The sequence below is a fragment of the Enterococcus sp. LJL128 genome, from assembly GCF_056924295.1.
The window spans coordinates 418023-432511 of sequence record NZ_JBXPBP010000002.1 but is presented as its reverse complement, the minus strand read 5'-3'; the positions used below and the strand labels follow the sequence as shown (position 1 = coordinate 432511).

13 protein-coding genes are annotated in these 14489 nt (G+C 41.2%); 5 read left to right on the top strand and 8 right to left on the bottom strand.

Annotation, left to right across the window (positions count from 1 at the left end; genetic code table 11):
- Positions 1-89: 89 nt before the first annotated feature.
- From AC1Z3K_RS05065 to AC1Z3K_RS05055, 3 genes are all read right to left on the bottom strand, one after another.
- The gene (locus tag AC1Z3K_RS05065; protein WP_461732041.1) at positions 90-1121 is read right to left on the bottom strand and encodes a LacI family DNA-binding transcriptional regulator; all 1032 of its coding nucleotides are present in this window, start codon (positions 1119-1121) and stop codon (positions 90-92) included.
- A 153-nt stretch (positions 1122-1274) separates the two neighbouring features.
- Positions 1275-2099, bottom strand: coding sequence for an endonuclease/exonuclease/phosphatase family protein (locus tag AC1Z3K_RS05060; protein WP_461732040.1), 825 nt, complete (start codon positions 2097-2099; stop codon positions 1275-1277).
- A gap of 168 nt (positions 2100-2267) precedes the next feature.
- Positions 2268-4439: a PTS transporter subunit IIBC gene (locus tag AC1Z3K_RS05055; RefSeq protein WP_461732039.1), complete on the bottom strand. Its 2172-nt coding sequence runs from the start codon at positions 4437-4439 to the stop codon at positions 2268-2270.
- Positions 4440-4683: 244 nt separating this feature from the next.
- Between AC1Z3K_RS05055 and AC1Z3K_RS05050 the strand changes: the two genes are divergently transcribed.
- From AC1Z3K_RS05050 to AC1Z3K_RS05030, 5 genes are all read left to right on the top strand, one after another.
- Positions 4684-6975, top strand: coding sequence for a glycoside hydrolase family 65 protein (locus AC1Z3K_RS05050; protein WP_461732038.1), 2292 nt, complete (start codon positions 4684-4686; stop codon positions 6973-6975).
- Positions 6976-7006: 31 nt separating this feature from the next.
- Positions 7007-7687, top strand: coding sequence for a beta-phosphoglucomutase (gene pgmB / locus AC1Z3K_RS05045; protein ID WP_461732037.1), 681 nt, complete (start codon positions 7007-7009; stop codon positions 7685-7687).
- The gene (locus AC1Z3K_RS05040; RefSeq protein WP_461732036.1) at positions 7668-8657 is read left to right on the top strand and encodes an aldose epimerase family protein; all 990 of its coding nucleotides are present in this window, start codon (positions 7668-7670) and stop codon (positions 8655-8657) included. The genes pgmB and AC1Z3K_RS05040 overlap by 20 nt, the downstream gene beginning before the upstream one ends.
- 194 nt (positions 8658-8851) lie before the next feature.
- Positions 8852-9331: a TspO/MBR family protein gene (locus tag AC1Z3K_RS05035; protein WP_461732035.1), complete on the top strand. Its 480-nt coding sequence runs from the start codon at positions 8852-8854 to the stop codon at positions 9329-9331.
- A gap of 164 nt (positions 9332-9495) precedes the next feature.
- Entirely contained in the window at positions 9496-9681 is a 186-nt protein-coding gene (locus AC1Z3K_RS05030; protein ID WP_426080797.1) for a hypothetical protein, read from the top strand.
- Between the two features lie 49 nt (positions 9682-9730).
- Here AC1Z3K_RS05030 and AC1Z3K_RS05025 read toward each other — a convergent pair whose 3' ends face one another.
- The 5 genes from AC1Z3K_RS05025 to AC1Z3K_RS05005 are packed head-to-tail and all read right to left on the bottom strand — an operon-like array spanning position 9731 to position 14486.
- A complete protein-coding gene (locus AC1Z3K_RS05025) occupies positions 9731-10567 on the bottom strand; it encodes an ABC transporter substrate-binding protein (RefSeq protein ID WP_461732034.1) in 837 nt (278 codons plus the stop codon).
- The gene (locus AC1Z3K_RS05020; protein ID WP_426080799.1) at positions 10564-11520 is read right to left on the bottom strand and encodes a prenyltransferase; all 957 of its coding nucleotides are present in this window, start codon (positions 11518-11520) and stop codon (positions 10564-10566) included. Before AC1Z3K_RS05020 ends, AC1Z3K_RS05025 begins: the two co-directional genes overlap by 4 nt.
- The gene (locus AC1Z3K_RS05015) at positions 11517-12338 is read right to left on the bottom strand and encodes a carbohydrate ABC transporter permease (RefSeq protein ID WP_426080800.1); all 822 of its coding nucleotides are present in this window, start codon (positions 12336-12338) and stop codon (positions 11517-11519) included. The genes AC1Z3K_RS05020 and AC1Z3K_RS05015 overlap by 4 nt, the downstream gene beginning before the upstream one ends.
- A complete protein-coding gene (locus AC1Z3K_RS05010) occupies positions 12335-13207 on the bottom strand; it encodes a carbohydrate ABC transporter permease (RefSeq protein ID WP_426080801.1) in 873 nt (290 codons plus the stop codon). The genes AC1Z3K_RS05015 and AC1Z3K_RS05010 overlap by 4 nt, the downstream gene beginning before the upstream one ends.
- Entirely contained in the window at positions 13200-14486 is a 1287-nt protein-coding gene (locus AC1Z3K_RS05005) for an ABC transporter substrate-binding protein (RefSeq protein WP_461732033.1), read from the bottom strand. The genes AC1Z3K_RS05010 and AC1Z3K_RS05005 overlap by 8 nt, the downstream gene beginning before the upstream one ends.
- Positions 14487-14489: the final 3 nt, after the last annotated feature.

The window sequence follows — 14489 nt, the reverse complement described above, 5'->3', positions numbered from 1 at the left end:
AGCCTTAAGGCGTGCCACTCAGCTTTCGACAAAGCTATAGTAACTCAGCAGGCTGTGAGAACGATTGCCGTAAAAGTTTTTTAATTATTTTATTTTCTTGTTTTAGAAGCTTTTTTCAAATCCAGCACTGTTTCCCGCTCAATCAGTGTATGAGGAATCAGCACCTTCTGTTTCAGAACCTCCTGCTCCTTTAATTGAAGCAGAAACTGCTGAACAGCTACTTTTCCTAACTCTTCAGTATGAATATCAATGGAGGTAATGTAAGGATGAATCAGCGTAGTGAATATTGAGTTGTTAAAGCTTATCACAGAAAGATTGTCTGGTACTTGATAACCATAAAGATTAGCTAATTGAATTACACGCAGTGCAAACATGTCGTCAACCGCTATACAAGCAGTCGGCCGTTGCTCTTTCAATATCTTTTCAAAAGCAGTATAGTCTTCCGGCTGTTTCAATACAACGTAAGGCAAAGGGTTTAATTCACTTTCCTCCATCGATTTCTGATAGCCGTAAAAACGTTCCTGAAAAACATTTTCTTTCTCATAATTGGTCACAAACAAAATCCGTTCATGCCCTTTTTCAATCAAATACTGTGTTGCCGTGCGTCCCAGCAGCTGATTGTCATTGTCCACACAGCTTGTACCGTTGCTATATTGATAGGGCTGCCCAATCACTGTATGGGGGATATTATTCTCTACTAGATAGGTAAGTACCGGATCATTTTTTCTTACATACAACAGAATAAAACCGTCTACACGTTTTTGTCTATACATCAGCTGCACATTCTCTAAAAGCTCCTCCAGAGTTTCTCCTGATGCAAAGGAAATTGTGACATCCTGCTTACCAGCTTCCTGATTCATTGCCGTAATCGCTTCTAAATAGAACGGATTGCTCTTCCTGTCTGTAGAAGATAAAACTGGAAAAACAACACCAATGGCATTAGAAAACTTTTTTGCCAGATTTCGCGCTGCAACATTTGGCACATACCCTAGTTTGTCCATCGCTTTTCTAACTTTTTCTTTGGTTTCTTTAGAAATGCTGGGGTGGTTCTGCAGTGTCCTTGAAACGGTGGACGGAGCTACTCCAACCTCTCTCGCCACATCTTTTATTGTTACGCTCATCGCACTTACCTTCTTTTCCTGTCATTACGGGACTTAAGCACTCTTTTCAACCCCCGTTGTTATCCCTATAATCATAAATGCAAACGGTTGCTTTGTCAATGCACGGTGCTTGTTTTCACTCTTTTATTCATTGAATAGTTGTCTCATTTTTCTCTATTGAAATTCAAGCTGAACCTCCAGTCCAAAATGATCACTAACTACCGGTGTGGTTCTTCCATCAAAAAGAACCTCATAGCTTTTTATTTGGAACTCGTCTGAAGTAAAAACCAAATCTATCCGCAAAGCTTCTGCATTCTCAGACCAACCGTCTATCGCCTTCATCACAGTATGTTCTCCACTGGTTTTTTCCGCTTCTAAAAAGCTATCTCTGAAATTTTGGCTTACTAGCTGATAGCCCTCACCTTCCCGTTCTGCCGGATTATTGAAATCCCCCAGTAAAATAATCGGCAGCCGTTCATCCGATAACCGCCCCATAGTCTGCTGCCACTCCCAGATAAAGCCTTCCTCAGAATTATCAGACCACCAGGAATAGTGAACATTCACAAACAGTATTTCTTTTTCTTCTACTTTCGTTTTTCCCAACAATAGCTTTCTTGTTCTGAAATCAGCGAAATCTGTCGCTTGGGAAACTGCTAGGTATTCTGCTGTTATCGGTTCCTTCGAGAATAAAGCCAGGCCTTCGTGATAGCGTCCATAACCAATGTGAACCGGCAGCCAGCACCAATAATACTTGATGCCTTCTTTCTGGAGCTTATCTGCAAGCAAAGCAGCAAAGTTATCTGCCAAAATCGGCAGGTTGGATGCTTCTGGATGGTAGTAGCTATCCACAATTTTTGCTTTTTCTGTCATGCTTTGATTAACCTCCTGCAAAGCAAAAACCTCATACTGATGTTTAGTGATTTGTTCAGCCAGCTGATCTAATTTTTTCCAAGGCTCAGCTTCCATCCAGCTATGGGTATTTAATGTTAGAATCTTCATATTTTTCCTCCATTCAAAATATGTCTATGTATAGTTTTCTTCTTCAACTATCCGTTTGCTGCTCCTGTTATTAATCATGAAACTGATTTTACAAAAAGGGACCGAAGCATTTTCTTAATTTTTCAATGCTTCGATCCTTTTGACAGCCTTAATCAATTACGCTGCTATTTATAATGTAACAGAACCGATAATTGTTTTTCCAGCCTGTTTTCCTTTTTTCGTTAATTCTAAAGCAGCGATTTTATCACTGTTTGTAAAGACGACAACGATTGTTGTTCCTTTACCTTCTGCCCGAATCTTATCCAAATCGGCTTTTGCCAAAATATCGCCAGCTTTGATTTGCTGACCAGCCTCTACCATGATTGTGAATGCAGACTCTTTCATCTCCACAGTGTCCAATCCCATGTGCACCAGTACTTCCAGACCGTCTTTTGTTTCGATACCAATGGCATGCTTCGTAGGGAAGACGCTGACTATTTTACCTGCAACAGGCGCATATATGGTTCCTGATTCCGGATCAACAGCAAAGCCTTCTCCCATCATTTTTTTGGAAAATACTTCATCTGCTACTTCTTCAATGGAAATAACCTCGCCAGCTGCGACCGCCGTTAACTCCTGAACCATACCAGAGTGCTCAGTCATTTTTTCAGCGTTCTTTCCTTCATTTTTTTCAAAATTTGATGAAGGAATTTCTGCTCCAGATTCTAACAAATCCTGAATATCCGATTTCAACACATCAGCTTTTGGACCATATACAGCCTGTACACCATTATCTTTATGAATTAAGCCCATTGCTCCTGCTTTCTTCCAAGCCTGTTCACTGCCGACTTTTTCTGTGTCTTTAACAGTGACACGCAGGCGGGTCATACAGGCATCTACATCAGAAATATTTTCTCTACCGCCTAAAAGATTAATAATATCAATCACCTGCTGGTCTGCACTCACGGCATTGCCTCCAACTGTTCCTTCACCATCTCCACCATCTTCATAGTTGCCGTTACGTCCGGGAGTAGCGAAGTTGAATTTCTTAATTAGGAAACTGGCAAGAAAATAAGTAAAGACTGCAAACAGAATGGTAGCGATGACAAAGTTAATCAAATCCATACCCAATCCTGCTTTGATTGCTAACGGTGTCCGTGTCAGCAGTTCAATATTTCCAAAAGAATGGACACGTAAAGAAATGATATCTGCCAGTGCAAAGGCCATCCCTTGAATCACAGAGTAAACAACATATAAAGGAACAGCTGCAAACATAAACATGAATTCCAGCGGCTCAGTCACCCCTGTTAGAAAAACAGCTAAAGCAGCAGATACATACATTGATTTATATTTGTGCCGTTTGTCAACATCGACATTGCGATACATTGCCAGTGCCATCCCCATCAAAATACCAGATGAACCAATCATTTGTCCTACTTTGAATCGGGCCGGTGTCCAGTTGCTTAGTACATACGCATATTGACTTGTATCACCAGCATCCTTTAAGTTGACCAAATCGGTCGCCCATGCCAGCCACAACGGGTCTTGTCCGAAAACCTGTGTACCAGCCTGTGCGCCGGAAAGAATTTCGTAGGTTCCTCCTAATTGCGTGTAGTTGATGGGGATTGTTAGCATGTGATGAAGCCCGAACGGTAAAAGCAGACGTTCCAGTGTACCATATAAGAATGGTGCCAGAACCGGTGCTGTTTCCTGCGATTGAGCAATCCACAAACCAAAGTTGTTGATGCCGGCTTGGATGTAAGGCCAGACAACAGCTAAACCTAGAGATACCAAAACAGACCAGGCGATAACTACAAAAGGAACGAACCGCTTGCCATTAAAGAAAGACAGGGCATCCGGCAGCTTCCGGTAATTATAGTACTTATTAAATGCAGCTGCTCCTACAAAGCCGGCAATAATTCCGACGAATACACCCATATTTAACGCTGGCGCTTCTAATACACTAGTAAAAAATCCTTTAACCATAATCTTAGTGCCGAAAAGCGTATGGGTGAATGCTTCTTCATTATTCAGCATGTCAGACGTTACACCAAAGATTGAACCTGTAATACGGTTAATCAATACAAAGGAAATTCCTGCGGCAAATGCTCCGCCGGCCTTCTCTTTCGCCCAGCTTCCGCCAATGGCAAGTGCGAATAAAAGATGTAAATTTCCAATAATAGCCCAACCAATATTTTCAATCACACCACCTGTTGTTACTAAAAATCCTAAATCAGCATTGATTAGCGGCAAGGATTTCCCCAAACTAATCATTAGTCCGGCTGCTGGCATTACTGCCACAACAACCATTAAAGCCTTTCCAAATTTCTGTAAAAATTCAAAGTTGATAAATTTCTTCATTGTTTTCACTCCTTCTTACTAACTTAACTAATTATGTTTCCAATTAACGCAATCGATTTCGTAAACTTATTATATAACCTCTTTTATGAAATGTAAACCCAAAACATTATTTTTATCTATATCTATTTTAAATAGACTTTACAAGCATTTCTATTTTAAAAATTAATTTTCCGGTTGACAACGCAATCGATTGCGTTTATTCTGATAGCATACAAAGAGATATCTACCATAAGGAGTGAAACCCATGAAGCAGCTAAAAAGACTATTCACCATTGATCCATGGAAACTGACTACTACTGATTTAAATAGAGAGAATATGAGATTACAGGAATCTCTAACTAGTATTGGCAACGGTTATATGGGAATGAGAGGTAATTTTGAAGAAGACTATTCCGGAGACCACCATCAAGGAACATATCTTGCTGGTATATGGTATCCAGATAAAACACGCGTTGGCTGGTGGAAAAATGGCTACCCTGAATATTTTGGTAAAGTCATTAATGCAATCAATTTTTCTGCATTCAGCTTATTTATCAATGATACCCCAGTCGATTTAGCCCTAATTGCTCCCTCTGATTTCTATCTGGAGCTGGATATGAAAAACGGTATCGTCACAAGAAGCTTCACCGTTACAGTTGACAACATGACTGTCCGCTTTCAGTTTGAACGATTTCTGAGTCTAACAATAAAAGAAGCTGCTTTGATAAAGATGACTGCGGAAGTTCTGAATGGCGCCGGAACACTGCGGGTTGTCTCACGTCTCGATAATAATGTGCACAATGAAGACAGCAACTACGAAGAAATGTTTTGGGAGCAAAGAGCAATTAGTTCTGAAACAGAGGCTGAAAACTATCTAACTGTTCGTACAGCTGATAATACATTTGGAATTGAACGCTTTGTCGTAACTAGCTTGATGACAAACACGCCATTTCCAATAAGTCAAAAGCAAAAAATTGTGACAGAATTGTGTGTATCAGAACAGTTTGATTTCAAGCTGCAAACTGGGGATAAAGCTGCATTAACTAAGCAGGCCGTCGTTTTGACAAGCCGAGATATTGAAGAAGACCAGCAAGTTGCCAAAGGCTTGGCGCTTTTGGCCGAGTTGAATACCCAGAGCTTTGAAGAAGCAAAAGCCGCTCAGACAGCAGCTTGGGCTAAACGCTGGGCACTGGCTGACGTAGTCATCGAAGGAGATGACGAAGCACAGCAGGGCATCCGCTTTAACCTCTTTCAGCTATTTTCTACCTATTACGGCGAAGATCCGCGGCTAAATATCGGACCTAAAGGTTTTACTGGTGAGAAGTACGGTGGTGCAACCTACTGGGATACTGAAGCCTATGCTGTCCCGCTTTATCTAGCACTGGCAGACCCTAAAGTTACGGAAAATCTGTTGACCTACCGGCATAATCAGCTGCCGCAGGCAAAACACAATGCCCAGCAACAGGGACTGGCGGGAGCTTTGTATCCAATGGTTACCTTTACCGGTGTAGAATGTCATAACGAGTGGGAGATTACCTTTGAAGAAATCCATAGAAACGGCGCCATCCCCTATGCAATCTATAACTACACAAACTACACTGGCGATACTTCTTATCTGGCTGGAAAAGGGCTGGAGGTTCTAACTGAAGTTGCCCGCTTTTGGGCTGATCGGGTTCATTATTCAAAAAAAGCAGGAAAATACATGATTCATGGAGTAACTGGACCTAACGAGTATGAAAATAATGTTAACAATAACTGGTACACCAATACAATCGCTGCCTGGGTATTGAAATATACGCTGGAAAGCTATCAAACGCATGAGCAACAAGCTTTAATCAAATTAACCAGGGACGAACAGAAGCTTTGGCAGGATATTATCGAAAATATGTATTATCCATTTGATGAAGAACAAGGTATTTTTGTTCAGCATGATACTTTTCTCGACAAAGAACTGAAACCCGTTGCTGAATTAGCTGCCGAAGAACTGCCGCTGAATCAGAACTGGTCATGGGATAAGATTCTGCGCTCCTGCTTCATCAAACAGGCGGATGTTTTACAGGGCATCTACTTTTTCGGTGAAGACTTTAGCCTAGAAGAAAAGAAAAAGAACTTTGACTTTTACGAACCGATGACGGTTCATGAGTCTTCCCTTTCCCCAAGTATCCATGCTGTATTAGCAGCTGAACTAGGAATGGAAGAGAAGGCAGTGGAAATGTATCAGCGAACAGCCCGTCTGGATTTAGACAACTACAACAATGATACCGATGACGGTCTTCACATTACGTCAATGACGGGTAGCTGGCTTGCTATTGTTCAAGGCTTCGCTCAAATGAAAACGGCCGGAGAACAATTAAGTTTCGCCCCGTTCTTACCAAAAAACTGGACAAGCTACAGCTTCCATATTAGCTATCGCGGACGTTTATTAAACATTCAGGTCCAAGAGACCATTACAATTACCCTACTGAAGGGAGAGGTACTGTCTCTCAATATCTATGGGAAAAAATATACATTGGAAAATGAAATCATCACAGCAATTCAAAAAACAACAGAAAAGTAGCTCAATCAGATATTTTAAGGAGGAGAAACAAATGTTTCAAGGCGTACTATTTGATTTAGACGGAGTAATCACTGACACTGCAGAATACCACTATCTTGCTTGGAAAAAGTTGGGTGAGGAGCTGGGAATTTCCATCGACAGAGGCTTCAATGAGCAGCTGAAAGGCGTGAGCCGTGAAGATTCTCTAAACTTAATTCTGGCCTACGGCGGACAGACAGACGTTTACTCTCCAGAAGAGTTTACCGCATTTGCTAAAAGAAAAAATGATAATTACGTTGAAATGATTCAGCAGATTTCACCGGAAAATATCTATCCGGGTATCTTAAAATTGTTGCAGGACCTAAAAAAAGCAGGTGTTAAAACAGCACTAGCTTCTGCCAGTAAAAACGGACCAGTTCTGCTGGACAAGATGTCCCTGTCTTCATACTTTGATACGATTGTTGACCCTGGATCTGTCGCTGCCGGAAAGCCGGCACCAGATATTTTTGCAGCAGCGGCTGAGCAGTTAAATGTGCCTGTAAACGCCTGTATAGGTATTGAAGATTCTCAGGCGGGAATTACGGCAATCAAAGCCAGCGGTGCACTCCCTGTAGGTATCGGTAAAGCTGAGGATCTAGGCAGTGACATTCCTCTGCTTCCTTCTACTGCTGAATTAACCTATGCTTATCTGAAAAATGTCTGGGAGCACAAAAATGAAAACACACATTCATAAAAACTATTATGATTCGCTGGATTTGATTGTCTTAGAAAACGAAAAGTTAAAGGTTAGTTTTTTGAACTTAGGTGCACGCCTTTATCAGCTTTTTGCGCCGGATCGTTCTGGAGCTTCTGAGAATATTCTTCTCTCTCACGATGAGCCTCTTGATGTTTTAAAGGATCAGGCATTCTTTGGTGCTGTTGTCGGACCTGTGGCTGGTAGAACGAGGGAAGGTAAATGGGGGGCTGTTCAGCTGGAACAAAATGAAGGAAAACACCATATCCACGGCGGCTCTCAGGGCTGGTCTTTTCAATATTGGGACTATCAAACCTTTCAGGAAATTGACCGGGTTGGCGTTCGCTTTTCTCTGACAGACAATCTTTCCGGCTATCCCGGACCCATCACAGTTGCTGCCACGTATGAATTAACCAAAGACACACTGCTTATGAAAATGACTTATCAGACAGCTGCTCATACCTTGATTAATCCTACAAATCACGCTTATTTCAATCTTTCCGGCAACGGAAAGCGGGACATTGATGAACAGCTGTTGCAAATCCAAGCAAAACAGCGCGTAGTAACGGATAATGATAAACTGCCTACTGGAGAGCTGCAAAACGTTCAGGGTACGCCCTTTGATTTCACAACGTCTAAACCACTCAGTCATTTCTTGAAGGAGATTCCTAAGGGTCTAGACGACGTATTCATTCTGGACACAGTCCCAGCTCAGCTCCTTCTATCCGACCCTGTCAGCGGGAGGCGTATGGAAATAACTACTAGTCGACAAAGTGTCGTTGTCTTCTCAACAACAGATTTTAATGCGCCTTTCATAGTAAACGGAAGACCGATGCACAGCAATTATGGCATCGCCTTAGAAACACAGGAAATCCCTGATCTTGTGCATCATCCACAATGGGGCTCTATTGACTATACATCGGATTCGCTACCTGAGCACCGGACAACGTATCGCTTTACAACAGAGTAACAAAAAAATATGCCAAAAATAGACCACTGCTTCCGAATAACCCAGTGGCAGCCTAACACAGAAACAGTCTGGCTAAGCTAGTGAACTTCTCACTTTAGCCAGACTGTTTTTACGCTGTTCAGCTAATTTTCAAGCCATATTTTCGATAAATTCCTGATAATTATGTACACTAAAATAGAAGGGAGAGACTATTTATGAAAGTAACTGGAAAGCAAATCAGCTCATTGATAGCTTGTATTATCGGTGTGGAACTCGTCGGCAGCCTATCCGGCTTATTGGCAGGCGATATTCGCGGACAATATGCTGCCATGACAAAACCACCTTTTTCGCCACCGGGTAGTTGGGTAGGAATCATTTGGATTGTTCTTTATTTTTTAATTGGTGTGAGCTTATATCTACTCATTACAGCGGATGCCCGCCAAAAAAATAAGCAGCAAGCCATCCTTTTGTTTGTCATACAGCTAATGGTCAACTTTATTTGGAGTCTGATTTTCTTTGGTGGAGAATACATGTGGATAGGAGCCATTCTTTGTTTGGCTTTAGCAGGTCTGATTCTGCTGTCTATTGTACTTTTCTATCGTGTACAAATTTGGGCTGCACGCCTGTTTATTCCCTATTTTCTCTGGATCTGCTTTGCTTCCTATCTCTCAATTGGACTGGCACTGCTAAATTAACTTTCAAAATATTAACCTTTTTCTGAAAAATGAAAGCCAAATTTTTGTATCTATTCTCCGATAGGAGTAGGCTTAACTTATATAAAGCCTTTAAAAGAAAGCAGCAGGATTTCTCGGATCTTTTAAAAGATTTATACAGAAGTGAACGTTTGGAGGAATGAATCATGTCAGAATCAATTGAAAAAGTTACAAAACTAGCGAATGAAGCAAAAAAAGAAGTAGAACGCTTGGAAGACCGTCGTCAGGAGCACCTTGGAAACTCAATCAACTACATTGAAAATGAGCTGCAGATTCAGCGCCTATATGCCCAAGTTGAAGCTTATGAAGAAGTGCTGGATGTATTAAGATAATTAGAAAAAAGGAGACAAGACAGAAATCTGTTTTTGTCTCCTTTTCTTTTCACTCAGTATAAATCTGTGCAATGTAGTCCTTACCTTTCAATGATTCAGCTAGCTGACCGTCCTCTGCCAGCCAATTAGCCAACAGTTCAAAATCTCGGACAGAATAATTTTTCTGCGGTTCAAACATGAAATGAACCATCTCTTCTGCTGCCTCTTGGCTATAGTCGGCAACTTCCAGACACTGCCTAATTTTTTCATCTGGTGAAAGCTGATTAAAATCAGCTGCTGCTGCCTCCAATGCTAAATGAAAATTTTTTACCAGCAGCGGATTTTTTTGATAAAACGCCTTGTCAAAACACCACATAACCATTGTTTTATCACTGGCAGCAGAATCCCAAAAAACAGCAGTTGGCAAAAGCTTTCTGATTTGTGTAATGAAAGGCTCAATAGCAACCAGCGCATCAATCTCTTTATTCTCCAATGCGTTTATCCGTTCATAAGTATTATCAATCCAAACGATTTCAGGATCTTCAAGCATCTCTTTTAAGTCATAGTCCATAAAAAATGGAAACAGCCCTTTTCTGGCGGCCCCAACACGCAGTCCCCTTTTTTTCAAAGCTTCAGGATAGCCAATCAATTGAATAGTGCGTGTTAAAGTAGAAGTAACCACCGCTTCTTTCCCTTGCTTTAAATAGTCAAAGAAAAAAGTCAAATCTCCCATCACTCCATCAACTTCATTGTCTACAAAGCTCTTGTTTGAATGAAACTGAAAGCTTTCTGCTAATTCCAAATCCACTACTGTCTGATACCTATCAAAATATCCTAGCCTATCTGCTAAAACAATCGGTAATACCAGCGGATTGGTTTTATTTTGATACAAACGAATTTTTGTCATATGTTTCCGCCTCCCAATAGCTGAATCAAAAAGATAAGGCTCATCCAGCCGTGAAAATGATAGATTAACAGCAATGGACGAGGACCGTATTCTCTCCCCATTTCCGGATAAACCTCCTGAATATGATAATAGTCTTTATACCAGTTCACATATCCCTGCCGATAAAAAATCAGCCAGCCAACCAGGTACTGCCACCACGGAATCGCGCCAATAAACAAAAGAGCTGTCCAGGCAGCGACCATGATTCCTGCTTCAGGAATCAACAATAGAATTGCCCGGCGAAAACCAATGACATGAGGAAGTGTCCGACGAACACCCATATCCTTTTTATAATCCCCAATATTATTTGTGGACATCAGAAAAATAGTAAAAATCATAGAAATCAAGCTATACCACAAAATTGACCAGCTATTTCCCCCAGCTTGAATATATGCGGACAGATAACAGCTTAAACCTCCAACGAAAAAGCCGGAAACCAGCTCTGTTACAGGAAACAACAAATATGGCTTGGGTCCCAATGAATAGGTAAACGCCGCAAGGACAGAGAGCACGCCCCAGACAAACAGACCCACACTTTTAGTCAGCCAGACCAGCAAAAGTCCACTACCCCCGCCTAATCCCAGCATCAGTAATAAAACTAACACTGCATCAATAAATTTGGCATCACCTCTAACCAAGCCCTCGCTGCCTGCATGCCCCGTAAAGGTTTCTTCATTTTCTTCATTGGCTATATAGGCACGGATTTCATTCGCTGTATTTGCGATGATATTAAAACAAAAACCAGCAATCGTAAATAAAACCAGCTCAACAATCTTTAGCTCACCTGACAGGCAAGCCCCAAACAAACCGCCGCTAAGTACCGGTAGCCCGGTTGCAAAGCCCGTGCGAATTTCCATCACTGTATAGCTTCGTTTGGCAAAGCCCCATAAATAAATGACTGCCTCTTTTATCATCCCTTTACACCTCCGGCCAAACCATTATAAATATACTTTTGCAGCACCAGATAGAAAAGCAGCATGGGCAGAACACTAATCACTAGAAGGGCACAAATCACCTGCCAGTTTGTTTGATTCGGTCCAATAAACCGATACAGGGCAGTGGCTACTGTTCCATGTTTTTCTCCCGGTAAATAGAGAAAAGGCAAATAGAAGTCGTTGTAGATACTAATCATCTTTAGCATGCTGACTGTGGCTGTAGCTGGAGACAATAGTGGAAAAAGTACTTTCCAATAAACCTGAAAATAGCTGGCTCCCTCTAAAAGCGCTGCTTTATCCAATTCTCTTGGTATCTTCTCATACATTTGTAGATAAATAAAAATCATTACAACATCTGCTCCCAGATAAATAATCACTGGAGCAATCAACCGGTCGTACCAGCCCAAAGCAACAATAATCCGAAACGTAGAGATTTGCGACACCACCATGGGAACCATTGATAATAAGAAATAGCCTCCGATAAGCAGCTTTTTAAAAGGAAAATCAAAACGGTTTAAGATATAGGCAGTCATCGACCCAATCAGCACACTACCGACTACTCCACAGAATACCAGAATAAAAGTATTCACAAACCCCGTCAAAATCTTTCCCTGCTGGAACGCCTGCTGATAGTTGGCAAGGTTTAAACTCTCGGGAAGAGCAAGACCTGAGCTGGCATTAAACTCTTCATAGCTTTTAAATGAGCCAAAAAGAACCGTCAACAATGGGTACAGACAGATAAACAGCCAGGCAAGCAAAAAGAAGTATTTGAAAATAGTTCCTGTCAACTGCTTCATGTCGTTTCCTCCTGTTGGAATTTCTGTTGAACTAGACTCAACGCAATGATAAGCAGCGTCATTAACACCGCCATGGCTGAGCCTAGACCAACCAGTTTTTGATCAAAGGCTGTTTTCATCGTCTGTAGTAAAAATGTCATTGTGCCATTTGAACCATTTGTCATCACCAGTGGAATTTCAAAGGCAGAAACAGCTCCAATAGTCAACAAAACAAAGTTAAGCTTCAAAACTGTTCGAATATTCGGGAGAATAATCCAGCGCAGCTGCTGCCAAAATGAAGCACCTTCCAGCTCTGCGGCTCGATAATAGACCTCCGGTATACTCTGGACCGCAGCAAAATAAAGTAAGAAACTAGTTCCCAAGTGCCGCCATAATGAGATAAATGCCAACGTGAGATTTACAATTCTTGGATCACCTAGCCAGTAACGAATCGTACCGTTCAGATGTAGAAAATTCAGCAGCTGATCAAATGAGCCGTCTGGCTCAAAAAAAAGACGAAAAATCATGGATACTGCAACACCGCTGATTAGAATTGGAAAAACAAAAAATGCTTTAAACACCGTTTTTCCTCTTGTTTTCGTCGAAAGAAGCACTGCCAGCAACAGCGCTAAAACAATCTGCAGCAGGCCTGAGCCTAAATAATAAAGATTATTTTTAAATGCTGCGAAGTATATTGGGTTTTTAAAAATCGTGAGGTAATTTGTAAAGCCTATAAAATTCTTTTCACTAGAAAGACCATCCCAATCAGTAAAGCTGTTATAAATCAGCATGAAAACAGGTAAAAGACCAAAAATAATCATCAGACAAACAGGTAAAAGGAGAAAGAGAAAAATAATTCTCTTCTCCTCCTTGGTCAGTCTTTTATTCATGGTTTTTAGCTGCTGCTTCCCATTTTTCTTCTAAGGTCTTTACGTACTCTTCGTAGCTTTCATTCTGATCAGGATATAGCCCAATATTTACTACTTTTTGCAAGGCATCTGTCAGCCGGGCAATACCGGCTTCATTAGCAATCGCTGTATAGGTTGTCTCTACTTTTGTAGAAGCTGCAGGCGCTGTTAAAATGACATTATTTTCATCAACCAATTGCTTTTCTTCCTCATTCAACGCTGCTTTGACTGGTGTCATACCGCCCATGTCTTCAGCAAACCCGCTCTCAGGTGAAATGAAAAATTCCATAAATGCTTTTGCTGCGGCTTTGTTTTCTGAATTTTTATTGATTCCTACTACAGAAGGCGCGCCCAATGCCAGGCTGGTTTTGCCCTCTAATAACACAGGAAACGGCATAATCTTGATAGTGTCTTCTGTTTTAGTCAGTGCTTGAATTGGAGCTACATCTTGAGAACCACTCATCAGCATCGCGATTTTCCCATCAGCCAGCTGCTGTTGTGCTTGTTGACCTTCCAAAGTAATCGGATCTGACTCGATGAGACCTTTAGATGCTAAATCATAAATTAAATCCATCACTTCACGAATTGGCTGTCCCTCTGCAAACGCGGTTCCTTCTTCTAGTACCGCTGCTTTAAAGTCTTCCCCTCCATAAGAAGATAACGCCCCCGCCCAAACAGCTAAACGCTGATAATTTGTATAGAAAGGAACTGCTCCTGTTTTTTCTTTAATCGTTTCAGCAGCTTCTACTAACTCTTCTGTTGATGTCGGCAGTTCTTTAATACCTGCCTTATCAAAAACCTCTTGATTATAAACCAGTCCTAATGAGTTTAGCACTGTAGGTAAACCATAAGCCGTATCTTCAAAATCGGCTTCTGTAACATCAATGTAGTCTTTTTCCATTTCTTCTACTTTACCAAGCGGCTCAAAATATTTTTCATATTCTTCCGGCGTTCCTGCCATTGAAAAAGGAATAAACACAACATCACCGTAATCTTTCGTATTCATCCGAGTCATAATATACTGGTCGTAATCAGTTCCTGATGATTCCCATTTAATGTCTGTTACTTCCGGATATTTTTTCTTAAAGGCTGCTTCCATTTTTTCGTACAGCTCGTCTGCATCTGTCCGGTTTGTCACCACTGTGATTTCGCCGCTGATTTTTCCATTATCCTGTGTTTCTTTCTTTGTACTACCTGATCCGCAAGCTGCAAGTAACAAGCTTAATCCCACCACATTGACTGCTGCAACAATTTTTTTCATGTT

Excerpts from the sequence above, each read along its gene's own strand:
- AC1Z3K_RS05065 (WP_461732041.1), bottom strand. The coding sequence starts at position 1,121 with ATGAGCGTAACAATAAAAGATGTGGCGAGAGAGGTTGGAGTAGCTCCG.
- AC1Z3K_RS05060 (WP_461732040.1), bottom strand. The coding sequence starts at position 2,099 with ATGAAGATTCTAACATTAAATACCCATAGCTGGATGGAAGCTGAGCCT.
- AC1Z3K_RS05055 (WP_461732039.1), bottom strand. The coding sequence starts at position 4,439 with ATGAAGAAATTTATCAACTTTGAATTTTTACAGAAATTTGGAAAGGCT.
- AC1Z3K_RS05050 (WP_461732038.1), top strand. The coding sequence starts at position 4,684 with ATGAAGCAGCTAAAAAGACTATTCACCATTGATCCATGGAAACTGACT.
- pgmB (WP_461732037.1), top strand. The coding sequence starts at position 7,007 with ATGTTTCAAGGCGTACTATTTGATTTAGACGGAGTAATCACTGACACT.
- AC1Z3K_RS05040 (WP_461732036.1), top strand. The coding sequence starts at position 7,668 with ATGAAAACACACATTCATAAAAACTATTATGATTCGCTGGATTTGATT.
- AC1Z3K_RS05035 (WP_461732035.1), top strand. The coding sequence starts at position 8,852 with ATGAAAGTAACTGGAAAGCAAATCAGCTCATTGATAGCTTGTATTATC.
- AC1Z3K_RS05030 (WP_426080797.1), top strand. The coding sequence starts at position 9,496 with ATGTCAGAATCAATTGAAAAAGTTACAAAACTAGCGAATGAAGCAAAA.
- AC1Z3K_RS05025 (WP_461732034.1), bottom strand. The coding sequence starts at position 10,567 with ATGACAAAAATTCGTTTGTATCAAAATAAAACCAATCCGCTGGTATTA.
- AC1Z3K_RS05020 (WP_426080799.1), bottom strand. The coding sequence starts at position 11,520 with ATGATAAAAGAGGCAGTCATTTATTTATGGGGCTTTGCCAAACGAAGC.
- AC1Z3K_RS05015 (WP_426080800.1), bottom strand. The coding sequence starts at position 12,338 with ATGAAGCAGTTGACAGGAACTATTTTCAAATACTTCTTTTTGCTTGCC.
- AC1Z3K_RS05010 (WP_426080801.1), bottom strand. The coding sequence starts at position 13,207 with ATGAATAAAAGACTGACCAAGGAGGAGAAGAGAATTATTTTTCTCTTT.
- AC1Z3K_RS05005 (WP_461732033.1), bottom strand. The coding sequence starts at position 14,486 with ATGAAAAAAATTGTTGCAGCAGTCAATGTGGTGGGATTAAGCTTGTTA.